This is a genomic window from Streptomyces sp. NPDC127068 (genome assembly GCF_042724695.1).
Lineage (GTDB): Bacteria > Actinomycetota > Actinomycetes > Streptomycetales > Streptomycetaceae > Streptomyces.
The window spans coordinates 1-16,560 of sequence record NZ_JBHXEN010000028.1 but is presented as its reverse complement, the minus strand read 5'-3'; the positions used below and the strand labels follow the sequence as shown (position 1 = coordinate 16,560).

Here is a 16,560-nt window from a genome sequence, read left to right as displayed (position 1 = left end):
GGCCCTACCGGAACAGGGCGGTGAACCCGTCGGAGTCCTCCCGGGCGAGGCGTTCCAACTCGTCCAGGGCGTTCATCGCCCGTTCCGCCGCCCGGGGGTCGGAGGCCGCGAGCCCGCTGGCGGCGAACTCGTCCTCGTCCAGCCGCAGGACGACCGAGCGGTCGGCCCCGACCCACAGGTCGAGGTCCAGGTCGGTCACCACGACCTCGTCGGCGGACACCACGGCGGGCCGGGTCACATCGCAGTACCAGCCCTTGAGGACGCCCGCGCCGGTGCGCACCTCCTTCACGGCGTACCACCGGGTGCGCCAGTAGTGCTCGGTGAACACGTCGCCGGGCTCGAAGCGGACGAAGCCGAAGTCGCGGACGCCCTCGCCCGCCCAGGGGGCCCGCACACTCACTCGGTCCCCGTCGTCGGCGAGCCGCCGGGCGGGGTAGCGGATCTTGGTGCGGCCGTTCTTCACCAGCACGACCTCGACGGTCCCCGCACCCTCGTGGGTCTCAGCCGAGGTCGCGGACATGACGCACCTCCGTGGCGCAGACCGCGTAGCCGAACCACGTGTTGACCGCGAGCATCGGGGCGTTGTCGGTGTCGTTGCCGGTGAACGCCTCGGTGAACCCGGCCGCCCGCGCCCGGTGCAGGGAGTCGTTCTTGACCGCCTTGGCGAGGCCCCGGCCCCGGTGGGAGCGCACGGTGCCGGTCATGGCCGTGACGTACCGGCTCTTCCCGTCGGTACGGGCGGCGGTGAAGGCGACCGGACGCCCGTCCACGACGGCGATCGTGGTCAGCTTCCGGTCCATCAGGGGGTGGTGCCAGGTGTCCCGGAGCCACTGTTCGTAGTCGGAGAAGTTCGCGCCGATGTCGCCGGGCTCGTCCTCCGTGCACTCCGCGTCCAGCGCGAACACCGGGCGCGGGTCGTCCTCGAAGTCGGCCGCCGTACGCAGTTCCACCCCTTCGGGCGCGGGCAGCCGGGGCGGGAGCGCGTCGAGGTCCAGCCGGAGGAAGTGCGCGCTGCGGCGGGGACGGTAGCCGCGCCGCTCGGCGAAGGCGCGGTTCTCCGGCTCGTCCAGGACCCAGGTGTACACCGCCGTCGCCCCGACCCGGGCGAGCTGCTCCTCGGCGGCCCGCACCAACAGCGTTCCGGCCCCCCGGCCGCGTCGCTCCGGGTGGACGTAGACGTTCGCGAAGCCCTGCCCCGGTGTCGGGCTCTCATGGGCGACGCCCACCTGGACCGTGCCGATGATCTCCCCGTGCTGCTCGGCGACCAACGGGTGGTAGTGCGCGTCCGGGTGGGCGTGGCTGACGTCGAAGGCCACGGACCCGGCCGTGGCCAAGAGGAAGGGGACGGCTGCCTGACGGACCCGAGCGAAGTGCTCGGCGTCCTCGGGGCGGAACGGACGTACAACAGTGGTCATGCCCACACGCTAGGTTCGCGGCCCCGGGGCGCGCCCCTCATTTTCCCGCCCGCAGGCCCTGGCGGCCGGGGCGCGCGGCCCCGGGCCACGCCGACCGGGCGTACCGGCGCTTCGGTGCGCCCGCTGCGGGAGAATCACCGGGTGACGTTGACGATCGTGATCGACCCGGCCGGGGGCACGGCCCCCTTCGAACAGCTCCGCGCGCAGATCGCGGACCAGACGAGGTCCGGCCACCTGCCGACCGGATACAAGCTGCCGACCGTCCGCGGCCTGGCCCAGGAGCTGGGACTCGCCGTGAACACGGTGGCCAAGGCGTACCGGGCCCTGGAGTCCGACGGGGTCATCGAGACCCGGGGCCGCCTCGGTTCCTTCATCGCCGCGGCGGGCGACGCCGCCACCCGGGAGACGGCGGCCGCCGCCCGGACCTACGCGGACCGGGCGTTGCGGCTCGGCGTTCCCGAATCCGAGGCCCTGCGCGCCGTCCGGGAGGCGCTGCGCGCGGTCTACGGGCGCTGACCCGCCGCGCCCGGTCAGCGGTGGAGGTCGATGAGCCGCGCGAGGTGGCGCCCCGCCACCTCCAACGGGGTCGTGCTCCGTTCCACCTGGGCCGCCAACTCCGCCCCCTCCAGGGTGCTGATCACGGTGTACGCCAGCTCCGTGGCCACGTCCTCGGCGAACCCGGCCGCCCGCAGCCGGGCGGCGACCAGCCCGCGCCAGCGGGCGAACGCACGGGCCGCCGCCTCCTGGATGTCGGGAGCCCGGCCGGCGGTCCCCAGGGCGGTGGAGGTGACCGGGCACCCGTCCACCCAGTCGGAGTCCCGTAGCCCGACGCCGAGGTTGTTCGCACAGGCGACGACGGCCGCGGCGGGATCGGCCTCCGCGGCCAGCCAGTGCTCCAGTTCGTGGGCGAACTCCTGCTCGCCGTGGCCGATCGCGGCGACCGCCAGCTCCTGCTTCCCGCCGGGGAAGAAGTGGTACACCGAGCCGAGCGTGGCCGACGCCGCCACGGAGATCTGCTTGATCCCCGTGCCGTCGTAGCCCTGTCGTTGCATCAGGTGTGAGGCCGCCCGGACGATCCGCTCCCGGGTGCCGAGTCCCGTGCCCGGCTTCACCGGGGAAGCGTCCCCCGCGGCCGTCTTCGTCGTCTTCGCGCCAGTCGTCTTCACCCGACGAGTGTACCGAGTAGAACGCTCGCTTTAGAAGCTGCTACCGTCCTACTGGATAGAGCGTTCGTTCTAGAGCGCTCGTCCGCTCGATTCGGTTGCGTCACTCGTACCCGGCACGCGCCGGCGGAAAGGACACGGACATGGGCAAGCAGGCAGTCACCCTCATCGGACTGGGCCCGATGGGGCAGGCCATGGGCAGGGCGTTCCTGGCCGAGGGCCACCCGCTGACGGTGTGGAACCGCAGCTCGGGCAAGGCCGACGAACTGGTGGCCCGGGGCGCGGTCCTCGCGGGCGGCGTCGAGGAGGCGCTCACGGCGAACGAACTCGTCGTCCTGAGCCTCACGGACTACGAAGCGGTGTACGCGATCCTGGGCCGGGCGGAGTCCGCGCTCGCCGGGCGGGTGATCGTGAACCTCAGCTCGGACACTCCGCAGCGGGCGGGGGAAGCCGCCGCTTGGGTCGCGGAGCGCGGCGGCGTCCAGTTGACGGGTGGTGTACAGGTACCGCCCTCGGGTGTCGGACAGCCGGGGACGTCCACCTTCTACAGCGGCCCGCGCGAGGTGTTCGAGCAGCACAAGGCCACCCTGGAGGTGCTGACCGGCACCGACTTCCTGGGGGAGGACCCGGGGCGGGCGGCGCTGTTCTACCAGCTCCAGATGGACGTCTTCTGGACGACGATGCTCAGCTGGCTGCACGCGGTCGCGGTCGCCGAGGCCCACGGCGTCACCGCCGAGGAACTGCTGCCGATCGCCCGGGACGCGGCGGACGTCGGCCAGTTCCTGGAGTTCTACACCCCCAGGATCGACCGGGGCGAGCACCCTGGGGACGTCGACCGGCTCGCGATGGGCGCCGCCAGCATCGAGCACGTGGTGCGGACCGCCCGGGACGCCGGTCTCGACAGCACCCTGCCGGCGGCGGTGCACGAGATGTTCGAACGGGGGCTGGCGGCGGGCCGCGGCGCCGACAGCTTCACCAGTCTGGTGGAGGTGTTCAAGAAGAGGGCGCAGGCGTGAGCCCGCCGGTCCGGGGCGCAGGTGCCGCCCCGGACCGCCCGGCTGCCGGGTCCCACCGGTCGTCCTCTGGAAGCGCGGCTACAGGTACAGCCCGGCGTCCGCGCCGGGGCGCTGGCCCGGTACCTCGGTCGGGCCGCTGCCCCGGCGCAGGGCGAACAGCTCCGCCAGGGTGGCCCCGTCCCGGTCGACGCCCTCCTCCGTGCCGAGCCACTCGACGGCCTCCGGGCGGGTCAGCGGGCCGACCTCGATCCGGGCGAGGCACCGTCCCGGACGCACCACGGCGGGGTGCAGCCGTTCCAGGTCCTCGTTGGTGGTGATCCCGACGAGGACGTTGCGGCCCTGACCGAGGAGGCCGTCCGTCAGGTTCAGCAGCCGGGACAGCGCCTGGCCCGCCGAGTCCTTGGCCCCGCCCCGGATCAGCTCGTCGCAGTCCTCCAACAGCAGCAACCGCCAGCGGCCCTTCGCCGTGCCCTCGTCCTCACCGATCGCGATGTCCATCAGATAGCCGACGTCGGTGAACAGCCGCTCCGGGTCGAGCACGCAGTCCACCTGGCACCACTCCCGCCAGGACCGGGCGAGCGTGCGCAGTGCCGAGGTCTTGCCGGTGCCCGGCGGCCCGTGCAGCAGGAGCAGCCGCCCCGTGACGTCCTCGGCGGTCAACTTCATCAGCCCGTCCATGGCTTCGGCCACCGGAGCGGTGTAGTTGGCCCGGGCTTCGGCCCAGGTCAGGGCCGAGATCTGGCGGGTGGTGCGGTGCGGGCCCCGGCGCGGGGACACGTACCAGAACCCCATGGGCACGGTCTCCGGCTGCGGCTCGGGTTCGTCGGTCGCCCCCTCGGTCGCCAGGCTCATCACGTGGTCGGCCAGTTCGGCGCTGGTCGCCGTCACCGACACGTCGGCACCTTGCCGCCAACGGCTGGCCAACAGCGTCCAGCCGTCGCCCACCGCGAGGGTGTTGCTCCGGTTGTCGTCGCCGCGGGTGGCGCGCACCACCGTCGCGCCCGGTGGCATGAGCGGTGCACCGGCGCGCACCCGCTCGATCCCCGTACGGCGCGCATGGGGCTGCTCGCCGGTCGTGAACCGCCCCAGGAACAGGGCGTCCACCACGTCCGACGGGCTGTCCTCGTCGTTCAGGGTCAGCTGGACGGGGAGGGTGGCGAACACGTTCCGGGGCGTGACGGCGGGTACGGCTACGGGCGCCGCGGCCTCGGAAACGGCTACGGGAGCGGTCTCGGCTTCGGGAACGGGCGGTCGGTCGTGGTGGGGCGGCTGCGTCAGAGTGTCCTCCGGTCGCACAGGCATGGCAGACATGACCGTCATGATCCGGCACCCCGCGCCCGTACGCACCCGGGTTTCGGTCGTCGTCGTCACCCTGACGGATCGTCCGGCCCGCACGGGGGTGCGGGTGCGCAGGGGGCTCGGGGGTGGTGAAGGGGCGCCCGGAGCGACCTGCGACCGCCCTGCGAAGACGCCCGTGCTTCCGACTCACCCTCATTGACGGCACGTCAGATGGCGAAAAGGGGAAGGTAATTGAACGTCTGACGAATCGCTGGTGAGGATTCCGGGAAAGAAGCCGACAAGTCTGTCATGCACATTTCCAACCCGACTGGTCACCTGATGCCACGGTCGCACGGTCGTCGCGGAGATCCTGCTAAAGGGAGGTTCCATGAGACGTTCCCGACTTACGGCCTGTACGGCCGCGTTCACCTCGCTCCTCGTCGCCGCCGGCCTCACGCTGACCGGAGCCGCCGCGGCACAGGCCGCCCCCCGCGCCGCGGCCACCGGGTACGTAGCGCTGGGGGACTCCTACTCCTCCGGCCTCGGCGCCGGCGCCTACGACGGCGCGAGCGGCTCCTGCAAGCGGACCTCCCGCGCCTACCCCGCGCTGTGGGCCGCCGCCCACTCACCCTCCTCGTTCCACTTCACGGCCTGCGCGGGCGCTCGTACGGGTGATGTCCGGACCAAGCAACTCGGCCCCCTCGGGTCCGGCACCGGTCTCGTCAGCATCACGGTCGGCGGCAACGACGCGGGCTTCTCCGACGTCATGAGCACCTGCGTCACCGAATCCGAGAACTCCTGCCTGGGCCGCATCGCCACCGCCCGCCGCTACGTGGACTCCACGCTGCCCGGTCACCTCGACGAGCTCTACGAGGCGATCGCCGACCGGGCTCCCCGGGCCGAGGTCGTCGTCCTCGGCTACCCCCGCTTCTACAAGCTGAGCGGCAGTTGCCTCGCGGGACTCTCCGAGCGGGAGCGCTCCGCCATCAACTCCGCCTCCGACCACCTGAACGGCGCCCTCGCCAAGCGCGCGGCCGACCACGGCTTCACCTTCGCGGGCGTCACCGGACGGTTCGCCGGACACGAGATCTGCTCCGGCGACGCCTGGCTGCACAGCCTCAAGCTGCTCAGCATCAGCGAGTCCTACCACCCCAAGGCGGCTGGACAGTCCCGCGGTTACCTGCCCGCCCTGAACTCGGCGGCCTGACCCGCCCGGTTCCGCCGCGGTGCGCCGCGCCCCGTCCGCACGGGGGCGCGGCCCACCCGGTCAGCGCAGGGCGAGGACCAAGGCGCCCAGCCCCAGGACGAGCACCCCCACCGAGGCCAGCAGGACGAAGGCCGCGCCGCGCCGCTGCCCCCGGGTGGCCGACGCCGTCGTGCCGTCGGACCCCGCGGCGTACGAGCCCGCGGCGACCGACGGCCCGGACGCGCCGGACCGGTCGTCGCCCGCAGCGGTGCCGTCGGGCCCGGACCCGACCGGGGGCGCGGAGCCGGCGGACGTTCCACCGGGAGCGCCCGGGCCGGACGTTCCGCTGCCCCCCGCCGCGATGTTCCGCAACTCGCGTTCCGCCACCGCGGCCGGTAGCCGCTCGGCCGGGTCCTTGCGCAACAGCCCCCCGATGACGGGCGCCAACGGGCCCGCGGTCCGGGGCGGGGCCGGCTCCTCGTCCACCACCGCCCGCAGGGTGTCCGGCGCGGTGTCCCGCCGGAACGGTGACCGTCCCTCCACCGCCGTGTACAGCAACACACCGAGCGACCACAGGTCCGACTCCGGGCCCGGGTCCCGGCCGAGCACCCGCTCCGGGGCCAGGAACTCCGGGGAGCCGGCGATCCGGCCCGCCCGCGTCAGCGCCGAGGTGCCCTGCGCCGTCGCGGTCCCCACGTCGGACAGCAGCACCCGACCGTCGCTGGCCAGCAGGACGTTGGCCGGCTTGACGTCCTGGTGCAGCACCCCCGCGTCGTGCGCGGCCCGCAACGCGCCCACCACCTCGGCGCCGATCCGGGCGGCCCGCTGCGGCGACACCCGCTCCTCCGCGACCAGCACGTCCGACAGGGCCAGCCCGCGGACGAGTTCCATCACGATCCACGGGCGGCGGTCCTCCACCGCCACGTCGTGGATGCTGACCACGTTGCGGTGCGAGATCCTGGCCGCCGCCCAGGCGCCCCGTTCCAGCCGGGCGTGGAGCTGCTCCACCTCCGCGACGGTGAGCCCCGCGGGCGCCCGCACCTCCTTGACGGCGACCTCCCGGCGCAGGGCCTCGTCACGGGCCAACCACACCGTGCCCGTCCCGCCCTCGCCCAGCGGTGACAACAACCGGTAGCGTCCGGCGACCAGGGGCCGTTCGCCGCCGTCCGTCGCGCCCGGGTTCCCCTGTCCTGCGTCGTTCGGTTCCCGGCTCACCGGAGTCCCCCTTCGCAGTGTCCGACGCTCACAAAGTAGCCCAGCCCCGGCCCGTTGCGACCCCCCTGAACTGCCTCGAACGGATTCCCGTCGTCCCGCTCGACCGGACCCGCGCACCGGTGGGACGGGTGCGGCCGGTGCGACCGGAGGGGCGGCGTCGAACCCGGTCGGCGCCGCCTCCCGGAAGGTGAGTGCCCCGGGCGGTATACACGAGTGTCAGGCGGGGGAGATAGGGTGAACCTGCCCGGGCCGGGTGCCCTCGTATGGGTGGGGAGACAAAATGGAACCGATGACAGTCCGCAGCAGGGCGCGCGTCCCTGCGATCACCTGCGGGAGCAGCGCGACCAGTTCGCGCCTCGACCGCCATCTCGCCGTGCTGGGTGGCCCCGCCATACCGCAACGGGAGGCGGCCGAGGCGACCTTGCTGATGCGCGAACTGACGACGCGCGCGCCCGCCCACGAGGTCAGCGGGCGTAAGGCCCGCGTGCGACGCGTCTCGCTCTTCGCCCCGCTGCGCCGGCTGCGCCGCTCGCTCTTCGGCGGTCACTAGACACCGGCCCGGGCCCGGCGGTCGCGGTCGGAATCCTCCGGCGCGTCCCCGGCACCGCCCTTCCCACGGTGCGCGGCGTCGCCTCCGTGCCCGCCCGGGCCCCCTGTGTACCCCTTACGCACCGTCGTGTGCCGGCGGCAGCTCCGCCGGACCCGCGCTCCTACGCTCATCAGTACGGAGTGCCGTCCACCCGCACCCGCTCGGCACCGCGTCGGTCCTCCCCACCGACCCGGCGGCCCCGCCGGCGTGGACCGGCACCGCGCGATGACACGGCACCCCCGGCCCCCGCTCCCCGCCCGGGTAGCGCCCCGTGGCCACGGGCGTCCGGGGTGTGCGGATCAGAGCAGTGCGTACTGGCCCTCCGGGCCCTCCTCGCGGTGGTCGAGGACGGAGGCGGGGCGGCGGGCCGTGTCCGGCGGCGGCAGCACGCCCGCCCGACGCAGCTCGTCCGCCGTCAGTCGGGGGCCGAACGGCTCGGGGCGGCTCGGTCCGCACCCGGCGAGCAGGCCCAGCACGGTGAGGAGTTCCAGCAGTTCGGAGGTCCACGTCTGCGGCCAGGCCGCCGGCCGGACGGCCGCCAGGGAGTCCGGCAGTGCCGGCGCCGTGCGACGGCCGAACCAGGACTCCACCACCCGCACGCCCTGGGCCCTGAGGTGCCACACCTCCGCGGGCACCGGAGAGATCCGCCCCCCGTCCACGTCCAGGCTCCCGATGTCCGGGTCGTGGCGCAGGACGGTCGGGCGCTCGGGGAGCGGGGACCGCACGTAGGGGCGGCTGCCGCCGGGGAGCCGCGGTCGGTCGCCGTCGGTGCGGACCATCAGCCGCAGCAGTCGGTGACCCGTCCCGGTGCCCCGTGCCCAGACCTCCGGATCGCGGGTGAGCGGCACCGTGCAGCCCCCCGGCCCCGGACGGGCGGCGGCGACGATCCACGCCAGGACGTCCAGGGGGTCGAGGCGGCGGTGGCCGAGACGGGTGGCGAGCAGCTCCGACAGCCCGGGGGCGAGGTTGGGCTCGGCTCCGCCCGGTCGCCGGAACAGGGGGTGCACCCGGGTGGCGCGGGAGCGCTCGCGGGGCGCGGGGACGGGCGGCGGCACGGTGACCGGCAGCCGTGCCGTGACCAGGAGCGCCGGACCTGGCCCGGCCGCGGCACCCGCTGCTGCCGGGGTGTCCAGGACGAACAGTTGTCGGGCGTCGGCGACCCGCCACAACTCCGGGCGGGCCGCGTCGATCAGCCGGTGGTCGGGGATCAGCCACTGCTCGTCGAAGGGCGCGAGCAATACGCGCAACGGCTGCGGGAACGGTCCCGGGGCGTGGGCGAGCCGGGTGGTGCCGGTGGACTGGCCGGGCAGCTGGGCGACCGCGGACCGCGGGGTGCGGGCCCGGCTGGGCTCGAACAGGGCCGTCCGGTCCGCGCCCTCCGCCCGGGCCAGGGCCTCCCAGCGCGCCCTGAGCGTCGCGGTGTCCGGTGCCACGGGCCAGCCCCGGCCGATCCGGGGGACGGCGACGGACCACGGCATCAGGTCCGCCAACAGCGGTTCCTCGGTGTGCGTCACGCCCGGCATGCTAGCCATGGCGGCGTCGGTCAGTCGGGTGGCTGGGCGTCCAGGGTGACGGTGAAGGAGAAGCGGTCGCCCCGGTAGTGGATGACGGCGAGGTCGAGGACCCGACCGTCCTCGTCGTGGGTGACGCCCGTGTAGTGCAGGATCGGGCTGAGCAGCGGGACGTCGAGCAGTCGTGCGGTGTCCGGGTCGGCCAGTCGGGCCTCGACCGTGTCGGTGATCCGGCCGATCCGGGCGCCGGCCACGTCCCGCAGCACCTTGGTCATGGGCCAGCGTTCCAGGTCCGCGGGGTCCATCCGCTCGGCCAGCTCCGGCCGGACGTAGTTGCGCGCGTGGTTGGTGGGTTCGCCGGTCGCCTCGTCGGAGCGCAGCCGGTGGTACGTGGCGACCTCGTCCAGGCCCGGGAACCGGTCCGCGTACGCATGGGGGACCGGTATCCGCCCGTGGTCCAACAGCCGGGTGGTCATGCCCGACTGCTGGGCCACGATCGCGTCCACGGAGCCCAGCAGACGGACCGGGGCGCCGCGCCGCGCGGCCGGCTCGATGAAGGTGCCCCGCCGCCGGTGGCGGCTGATCAGGCCCTCGTCCTCCAACTCCTTGAGGGCCTGCCGCATGGTCAGCACGCTGACCCCGTAGTGTCCGGCGAGGCGTTCCTCGGTGGGCAGCCGCAGCGGGGCGTCCGGCGCCCGCCCGAGTATCGAGGCGCGCAGGGACTGCGACACCTGGTACCAGAGCGGAAGCTTGCGATTCAGGACGATCGAGTCCGGGGCAAAAGCGGTCACGACTTCTCCGAATCGGGTCCGGTGCGGCGGCCCACGAGGACACGGGGGTCGTTCGGGGGGCGGTCGCCCGCGGCGCGCTAGGGGTTCCTGAAATGGCGCTCCAGACCATGCCACACATCGTCGTACCCGCGCTGGAGGTGGTCCGCCCCGGCGGCGAGCGCGGTGGTGACCACGGGCCACCGGGTCTCGAACATGAACGCCAGACCGTCGTCGATGCGCTGGGGCACCAACGCGGCGGCGCTCGCCCGGTCGAAGGTCTCCCGGTCCGGCCCGTGCGCCGACATCATGTTGTGCAGGGACCCGCCGCCCGCCACGAACCCGCCCTCGCCGCCGGCCTTGGCGTCGTAGGCGCCCTCGATCAGTCCCATGTACTCGCTCATCACGTTGCGGTGGAAGTACGGCGGCCGGAAGGTGTCCTCGCCCACCAGCCAACGGGGCGCGAACACCACGAAGTCCACCGCCGCGAGACCCGGGGTGTCGGACGGCGAGGTGAGCACCGTGAAGATCGACGGGTCCGGGTGGTCGTAGCTGAGGGAGCCGATCACGTTGAAGGTGCGCAGGTCGTAGACGTACGGGGTGTGGGTGCCGTGCCAGGCGACCACGTCCAGCGGGGAGTGGTCGTAGGTGGCGGTCCACAGGTTGCCGCAGAACTTGTTCACCACCTCGACCGGTCCCTCGACGTCCTCGTAGGCGGCGACCGGCGCCCGGAAGTCGCGTGCGTTGGCGAGGCCGTTGGCGCCGATCGGGCCCCGCTCGGGCAGGTGGAAGGGGCGGCCGTAGTTCTCGCAGACGTAACCGCGCGCGGCGGGGCCGTCCCCGTCGGGCGCCGGGTCCAACAGCTCGACCCGGAAGCGGACGCCCCGCGGGACGAGCACGACCTCGCCGGGGCGGGCGGCGAGCAGCCCGAGTTCGGTGCGCAGCAGCAGACCGCCGCGCTCGGGCACGATCAGCAACTCCCCGTCCGAATCGCTGAACACCCGGTCCTTCATCGGGGCGTTGGCGTGGTAGAGGTGCACGGCCATGCCGGTGCGGCTCGCGGCGTCGCCGTTGCCGCCGAGGGTCCACAGGCCGGCCAGGAAGTCCGTTCCGGCCGGCGGTTCGGGCAGGGGGTCCCAACGCAGCCGGTTGGGGTCGGGGACCGTCTCCGTGAAGGGCGCCGTGCGCAGCGCGCCGTTGTCGACCCGGGTGAACGCGGGGTGGGCGGCGGACGGGCGGATGCGGTACAGCCAGGTGCGCCGGTTGTCCGCGCGGGGCTCGGTGAAGGCGCTCCCGCTCAGCTGCTCCGCGTACAGCCCGAGCGGGCCGCGCTGCGGTGAGTTGCGGCCCAGCGGCAGGGCGCCGGCGACCGCCTCGCTGCTGTGTTCGTTACCGAATCCGGTCGCATAGGTCAGGCTCTCGGCGGTCTTCCGGGCGGTGTCACCGCTCATCGGCGCTCCCTCGTAGCTATTCCTATGCATCACCGTAGGATTCGGTTCCCCGTGGCGCAAGGGCGAAGGGGCGTCGGGTCGTGCACCGCCCGGAGCGGTTCGGCCGAGCGGGTCGAAGAGGGCGGGCCGATCGGCGGGGGCCGGTCGGCGGGGGGCGGTCCGGGGCGTGCACCCTGTCCGATCCCGCCGGCGGCGCGTCGCCTAGGCTCGGGTGCCATGGCGTCACCTCAGCAACCGGTCCCCACCCGTGTGCGCGCGCGCCGGGGCGCGTGCGCGCTCCTCCTCTGCTGCGCCCTGGTCGCCGCCGCGGCCTGCGACGGCGGAAGCTCCTCCCGGGGCGGCGACGCGCACTCCTTGACGCCGTCCCCGGTGGGGGAACTCCTCTCGACGAGCGATGCGACGGGGGACCAACTCCGTGAGGTCGACCGGGAGGGCGCCCCCGACGTGCGGATCGCCGTCCGACCGGGCGCCGCCGAGAACTGGGACGTCCGGCTCACCGTCACCAACTTCCGCTTCAGCGCGGAGCGCAGCGGCACCGGCAGCGCCGCGACGACGGGCCGCGGGTACGCCGTCCTCTACCTGGAGGGCCGTCGGCTGGCCCGACTGCACCAACCCCGGTACCGGCTGTCCGCCGCCTCCCTGGGGCGCGGCACGCACGAGTTGACCGTCCGGTTGCACGCGGACGACGGCACGGTGTGGGCCGTGGACGGGCAGGCCGTCGAGGACGTCGCCCGGGTGACCCTCGCGCCGCGCAAGGACGCTCCCGCCGGCTGAGCCGCCCCTGCTCGGGCCGCCGGTCCGCGCACGGTTCGCTGCCCGTCCGCGGACGATCCGAGCGCGCCCGGGATCGCGTGATGCATCATCAACTGCACCTATCCATGGGGTACTTGTGCCATCCGTGAGGATGCCGGGAAGGGTGTGGCGTGACCTCCCCATGGTCCATACCAGTCGGTATGCTCAAGGGGATCGCTTCCGTGCCGAGTGCCGTCACGCACCGTGGAGTCCCGATGTCCTCAGCGCCCTCTGCGCCCTTAACGCCCTCCGCCTCCTCCCCGTCCGGCACCACCCGGACCGCCCTGCGCGTCTGCCCCCTCTGCGAAGCGACCTGCGGGCTCGCCCTGACCATCGAGGGCACCGCCGTCACCCGGGCGTGCGGGGACCGCGACGACGTCTTCAGCCACGGCTTCATCTGTCCGAAGGGCGCCCTGTTCGGCAGCGTCGACGGCGACCCCGACCGGCTCACCCGGCCGCTGCTGCGCCGCCGCGGACGGCTGACGGAAACCGGCTGGGACGAGGCGTTCGACGCCGTCGCCGCCGGTCTGCGGCCGGTCATCGAGACCTACGGGCCGAACGCGGTCGGCGTGGTCCTCGGCAATCCCAACGTCCACACCGTCGCCGGCGTCCTGTACCCGCCGCTGCTGGTCAACGGCATCGGGACCCGCAGCCTGTTCACGGCCACCACGCTCGACCAGATGCCCAAACACGTCTCCAGCGGACTCCTCTACGGCGACGCCCACGCGATCCCCGTGCCGGACCTCGACCGCACCGACCACCTGCTGCTCCTGGGCGCCAACCCCGTCGAGTCCAACGGGAGCCTGTGCACCGCACCCGACTTCCCCGGCCGCCTGGAAGCGCTACGGGCCCGCGGCGGCACCCTCACCGTGATCGACCCGCGCCGCACCAGCACCGCACGACTCGCCGACCGGCACGTCGCCATCCGCCCGGGCACCGACGCCCTGCTGCTCGCCGCCATGGTGAACGTCCTGTTCGCCGAGGACCGCGTGCACCTGCGCGACCTCGCCCCCCATGTCGCCCAGGTGCCCGAACTGGGCCGCGCCCTGGTGGAGTTCACCCCCGAAGCGGTCAGCGACGCCTGCGACGTACCGGCCGGGACGATCCGTGACCTGGCCCGCGAGCTGGCCCAGGCGCCGACCGCCGCCGTGTACGGCCGGATCGGCAGCAGCACCGTCCTCTTCGGCACCCTCGCGAGCTGGCTGGTCGACGTCCTCAACATCCTGACCGGCAACCTCGACCGCCCCGGCGGCGTGCTCTTCCCGCAGTCCGCCACCGACCGGCCGCCGCGCCCCGTCGGACCCGGCAGCGGCTTCACCCTCGGCCGGTGGCGCAGCCGGGTCAGCGGACATCCCGAGGTCAAGGGGGAGCTGCCGTTCGCCGCGCTCTCCGAGGAGATCGACACCCCCGGTGCGGGCGTGCCCGGCGGCCTCGGCGGCGGCCCCCTGCGGGCCCTGGTCACCAGTGCCACCAACCCCGTCCTCTCGGCCCCCGACGGCGACCGCCTCGACCGGGCGCTCGCCGGACTCGACTTCATGGTCAGCGTCGACCCGTACCTCAACGAGACCACCCGCCACGCCCATGTCGTCCTGCCCCCGCCCCGGCCCTCCCGCACCCCGCACTACGACTTCGCCTTCAACATGCTGGCCGTGCGCAACCAGGCCCGCTACAGCCGCCCCGCGGTCCCGCTGGACGCCGGGGCGATGGCCGAGACCGAGATCCACGCCCGGCTGGTCCTCGCCGCCACCGGACTGCACGGCGCCGACCCCTCGGAGGTGGACGCCTGCGTCGTCGACAGCGCCCTCGTCCAGGCCGTCGCCGACCCCTCGGGCCCCGTCCACGGCCGTGACCCGCACGCCCTCGCCGCCGAACTGGACGGCGAGGGCGGGGCCGAACGGCGCCTCGACCTGATGCTGCGCCTCGGCCCCTACGGGGACGGCTTCGGCGCCCGCCCCGGCGGCCTCACCCTGCGCCGGCTGCTCGACGCGCCGCACGGCGTCGACCTGGGCCCGCTGCGCCCCCGACTGCCGCAGCCGCTCGCCACCCGCAGCGGACGCGTGGAGCTGCTGCCGCCGCCGATCGCCGCCGACCTGACCCGCCTCGCCCTGGCCCGACACGACCGACCGGGCGGTTTCGTGCTCGTCGGCCGGCGCCACCTGCGCTCCGGCAACAGCTGGCTGCACAACGTCCCCGGCTTCGGCGGCGGCTCCCAGAGCTGCACCCTGCACGTGCACCCGGAGGACGCCCGGCGGCTCGGCCTCGCCGAAGGGGGCCGGGTCCGGGTCCGGGGCTCCGGGGGAGAGGTCGCCGCACAGGTGGAGATCACCGACTCGGTCCGTCCCGGAGTGGTCAGCCTGCCGCGCGGTTGGGGCCATGACCGCCCGGGCACCCGGTTGCGGGTGGCCGCCGCGATGCCCGGCGTCAACGTCAACCAACTCCTCGACGGAAGCCTGCTCGACCCCCTGTCCGGAACCGCCGTGCTCAACGCCGTTCCCGTGCGTCTCACCGCCATCTGTTCATGACCGGGACTTTCGCGCATATTGCTCTCATGTCAACATCTTGTTAACGCATTCCCCCGCGACCTAACGTCACGCTGACCGCAGGCCCTGGTGAGAGAGCCACACGGTTCAAGGACGAACGTTAGGTAATCCACTCATGCTGACCATCCTCGGCTTTGCCATGATCGCGACCTTCCTGGTCCTGATCATGATGAAGAAGGTCTCGCCGATCGCGGCGCTGGTCCTCATCCCCGCTCTGTTCTGCGTACTGGTGGGGCAGGGGGCGAACCTCGGCGACTACGTCATCGAGGGCATCGGCGACCTCGCGCCCACCGCCGCGATGCTGATGTTCGCCATCGTGTACTTCGGCGTGATGATCGACGTAGGCCTCTTCGACCCGATCGTCCGGGTGATCCTGCGGTTCGCCAAGGCGGACCCCCTGCGGATCGTCGTCGGCACGGCCGCGCTCGCCGCGATCGTCTCCCTCGACGGCGACGGTTCCACCACCTTCATGATCACCGTCTCGGCGATGTACCCGCTGTACAAGCGGCTGAAGATGAGCCTGGTCGTGCTGACCGGCATCGCCGCCACCGCCAACGGCGTGATGAACACCCTGCCCTGGGGCGGCCCCACCGCCCGCGCGGCGACGGCCCTCAAGCTCGACGCGAGCGAGATCTTCGTCCCGATGATCCCGGCCCTCGCCGTGGGCCTGCTCGGCGTCTTCGCCCTCGCCTACGTCCTCGGCCGCCGCGAGCGCAAGCGCCTCGGGTACCTCTCCCTCGACGAGGTCATCGAGGCCGAGGCCGGCTCCGCCGACGAGAAGGTCCTGGTCGGCGCCGGAGGCACCAGCGGCAAGGCCGGCTCCGGCACCACCCGCTCCGGCGGCACCAGCGGTACCGGTACGGGTGGCGGCACCGACCAAGCCGACCCGGACAAGAAGGCCGACCCGGACAAGAAGGCCGGCGAGGCCGAGGAAGCCGGCGAGGCCGAGGAGGAGCACGAGGGCTTCCACGTGCTCGACCCGAACCGGCCCACCCTGCGCCCCAAGCTGTACTGGTTCAACGCCGGTCTGACGATCCTCCTGCTGACCGCCATGATCATGGAGCTGCTGCCGATCCCGGTGCTCTTCATGCTCGGTGCCGCCCTCGCCCTGACGGTGAACTTCCCGCACATGCCGGACCAGAAGGCCCGGATCGCCGCGCACTCCGAGAACGTCCTCAACGTCGCCGGCATGGTCTTCGCCGCCGCCGTCTTCACCGGCGTCCTCCAGGGCACCGGCATGGTCGACGACATGGCCAAGGCCGTCGTCTCGGCCATCCCCGACTGGATGGGTCCGCACATGGCCCTGGTCACCGGCTTCCTGTCGCTCCCGTTCACGTACTTCATGTCCAACGACGGGTTCTACTTCGGCATCCTCCCGGTCCTCGCCGAAGCGGGCGCGGCGCACGGCGTGCCCCCGCTGGAGATCGCCCGCGCCTCCCTCGTCGGCCAGCCGCTGCACATGTCGAGCCCCCTGGTGCCCGCGGTGTACGTCCTCGTGGGCATGGCGAAGGTCGAGTTCGGCGACCACACCCGGTTCACCGTGAAGTGGGCCGCGCTCACCTCGCTGGTGGTGCTCGGCGCCGGGTTCGTGTTCGGCATCATCTGAGCCGGCGGCGGGCGGGCGCCGGGGCATCCTG

Annotated in this window: 15 protein-coding genes; 7 read left to right on the top strand and 8 right to left on the bottom strand. The window is 73.4% G+C overall.

Annotated features, from left to right (window positions below; all coding sequences use genetic code 11):
- Positions 1 to 4: 4 nt before the first annotated feature.
- Positions 5 to 520 carry a DUF402 domain-containing protein gene (locus tag ACFWIA_RS18975; protein ID WP_387006322.1) on the bottom strand — a complete coding sequence of 172 codons (516 nt, stop codon included), beginning with the start codon at positions 518 to 520 and terminating at the stop codon, positions 5 to 7.
- Positions 501 to 1,415, bottom strand: a complete 915-nt coding sequence (locus ACFWIA_RS18970; RefSeq protein ID WP_387006320.1) for a GNAT family N-acetyltransferase — start codon at positions 1,413 to 1,415, stop codon at positions 501 to 503. The genes ACFWIA_RS18975 and ACFWIA_RS18970 overlap by 20 nt, the downstream gene beginning before the upstream one ends.
- Before the next feature lie 141 nt (positions 1,416 to 1,556).
- On the opposite strand from ACFWIA_RS18970, the gene ACFWIA_RS18965 reads away from it, so the two are divergent.
- Positions 1,557 to 1,931, top strand: a complete 375-nt coding sequence (locus ACFWIA_RS18965; RefSeq protein WP_387006318.1) for a GntR family transcriptional regulator — start codon at positions 1,557 to 1,559, stop codon at positions 1,929 to 1,931.
- Between the two features lie 14 nt (positions 1,932 to 1,945).
- Here the strand turns inward: ACFWIA_RS18965 and ACFWIA_RS18960 are convergent, their stop codons facing one another.
- Positions 1,946 to 2,527 (bottom strand): TetR/AcrR family transcriptional regulator, encoded by a 582-nt coding sequence (locus ACFWIA_RS18960; protein WP_387006500.1) that lies wholly within the window; start codon positions 2,525 to 2,527, stop codon positions 1,946 to 1,948.
- 194 nt (positions 2,528 to 2,721) lie between these two features.
- On the opposite strand from ACFWIA_RS18960, the gene ACFWIA_RS18955 reads away from it, so the two are divergent.
- Positions 2,722 to 3,594, top strand: a complete 873-nt coding sequence (locus ACFWIA_RS18955; protein WP_387006316.1) for an NAD(P)-dependent oxidoreductase — start codon at positions 2,722 to 2,724, stop codon at positions 3,592 to 3,594.
- 78 nt (positions 3,595 to 3,672) lie between these two features.
- Here ACFWIA_RS18955 and ACFWIA_RS18950 read toward each other — a convergent pair whose 3' ends face one another.
- Entirely contained in the window at positions 3,673 to 4,896 is a 1,224-nt protein-coding gene (locus ACFWIA_RS18950; RefSeq protein WP_387006498.1) for a DUF5925 domain-containing protein, read from the bottom strand.
- A gap of 364 nt (positions 4,897 to 5,260) precedes the next feature.
- On the opposite strand from ACFWIA_RS18950, the gene ACFWIA_RS18945 reads away from it, so the two are divergent.
- Positions 5,261 to 6,079, top strand: a complete 819-nt coding sequence (locus ACFWIA_RS18945; protein WP_387006314.1) for an SGNH/GDSL hydrolase family protein — start codon at positions 5,261 to 5,263, stop codon at positions 6,077 to 6,079.
- A gap of 60 nt (positions 6,080 to 6,139) precedes the next feature.
- Here ACFWIA_RS18945 and ACFWIA_RS18940 read toward each other — a convergent pair whose 3' ends face one another.
- Positions 6,140 to 7,273: a serine/threonine-protein kinase gene (locus ACFWIA_RS18940; RefSeq protein ID WP_387006311.1), complete on the bottom strand. Its 1,134-nt coding sequence runs from the start codon at positions 7,271 to 7,273 to the stop codon at positions 6,140 to 6,142.
- A 280-nt stretch (positions 7,274 to 7,553) separates the two neighbouring features.
- On the opposite strand from ACFWIA_RS18940, the gene ACFWIA_RS18935 reads away from it, so the two are divergent.
- Positions 7,554 to 7,823, top strand: coding sequence for a hypothetical protein (locus ACFWIA_RS18935; RefSeq protein WP_387006308.1), 270 nt, complete (start codon positions 7,554 to 7,556; stop codon positions 7,821 to 7,823).
- Positions 7,824 to 8,161: 338 nt separating this feature from the next.
- Here ACFWIA_RS18935 and ACFWIA_RS18930 read toward each other — a convergent pair whose 3' ends face one another.
- The 3 genes from ACFWIA_RS18930 to hmgA form a co-directional block, all read right to left on the bottom strand.
- Positions 8,162 to 9,385 carry a type ISP restriction/modification enzyme gene (locus tag ACFWIA_RS18930; RefSeq protein ID WP_387006496.1) on the bottom strand — a complete coding sequence of 408 codons (1,224 nt, stop codon included), beginning with the start codon at positions 9,383 to 9,385 and terminating at the stop codon, positions 8,162 to 8,164.
- A gap of 20 nt (positions 9,386 to 9,405) precedes the next feature.
- Positions 9,406 to 10,164, bottom strand: a complete 759-nt coding sequence (locus ACFWIA_RS18925) for a GntR family transcriptional regulator (protein WP_387006306.1) — start codon at positions 10,162 to 10,164, stop codon at positions 9,406 to 9,408.
- Positions 10,165 to 10,241: 77 nt separating this feature from the next.
- Positions 10,242 to 11,591 carry a homogentisate 1,2-dioxygenase gene (gene hmgA, locus ACFWIA_RS18920; protein WP_387006303.1) on the bottom strand — a complete coding sequence of 450 codons (1,350 nt, stop codon included), beginning with the start codon at positions 11,589 to 11,591 and terminating at the stop codon, positions 10,242 to 10,244.
- Between the two features lie 216 nt (positions 11,592 to 11,807).
- Between hmgA and ACFWIA_RS18915 the strand changes: the two genes are divergently transcribed.
- The 3 genes from ACFWIA_RS18915 (at position 11,808) to ACFWIA_RS18905 (ending at position 16,529) form a co-directional block, all read left to right on the top strand.
- Positions 11,808 to 12,365, top strand: a complete 558-nt coding sequence (locus ACFWIA_RS18915) for a hypothetical protein (protein ID WP_387006300.1) — start codon at positions 11,808 to 11,810, stop codon at positions 12,363 to 12,365.
- Positions 12,366 to 12,598: 233 nt separating this feature from the next.
- A complete protein-coding gene (locus ACFWIA_RS18910) occupies positions 12,599 to 14,905 on the top strand; it encodes a molybdopterin-dependent oxidoreductase (protein WP_387006297.1) in 2,307 nt (768 codons plus the stop codon).
- Between the two features lie 133 nt (positions 14,906 to 15,038).
- Positions 15,039 to 16,529: a CitMHS family transporter gene (locus ACFWIA_RS18905; protein WP_387006294.1), complete on the top strand. Its 1,491-nt coding sequence runs from the start codon at positions 15,039 to 15,041 to the stop codon at positions 16,527 to 16,529.
- Positions 16,530 to 16,560 lie beyond the last annotated feature (31 nt).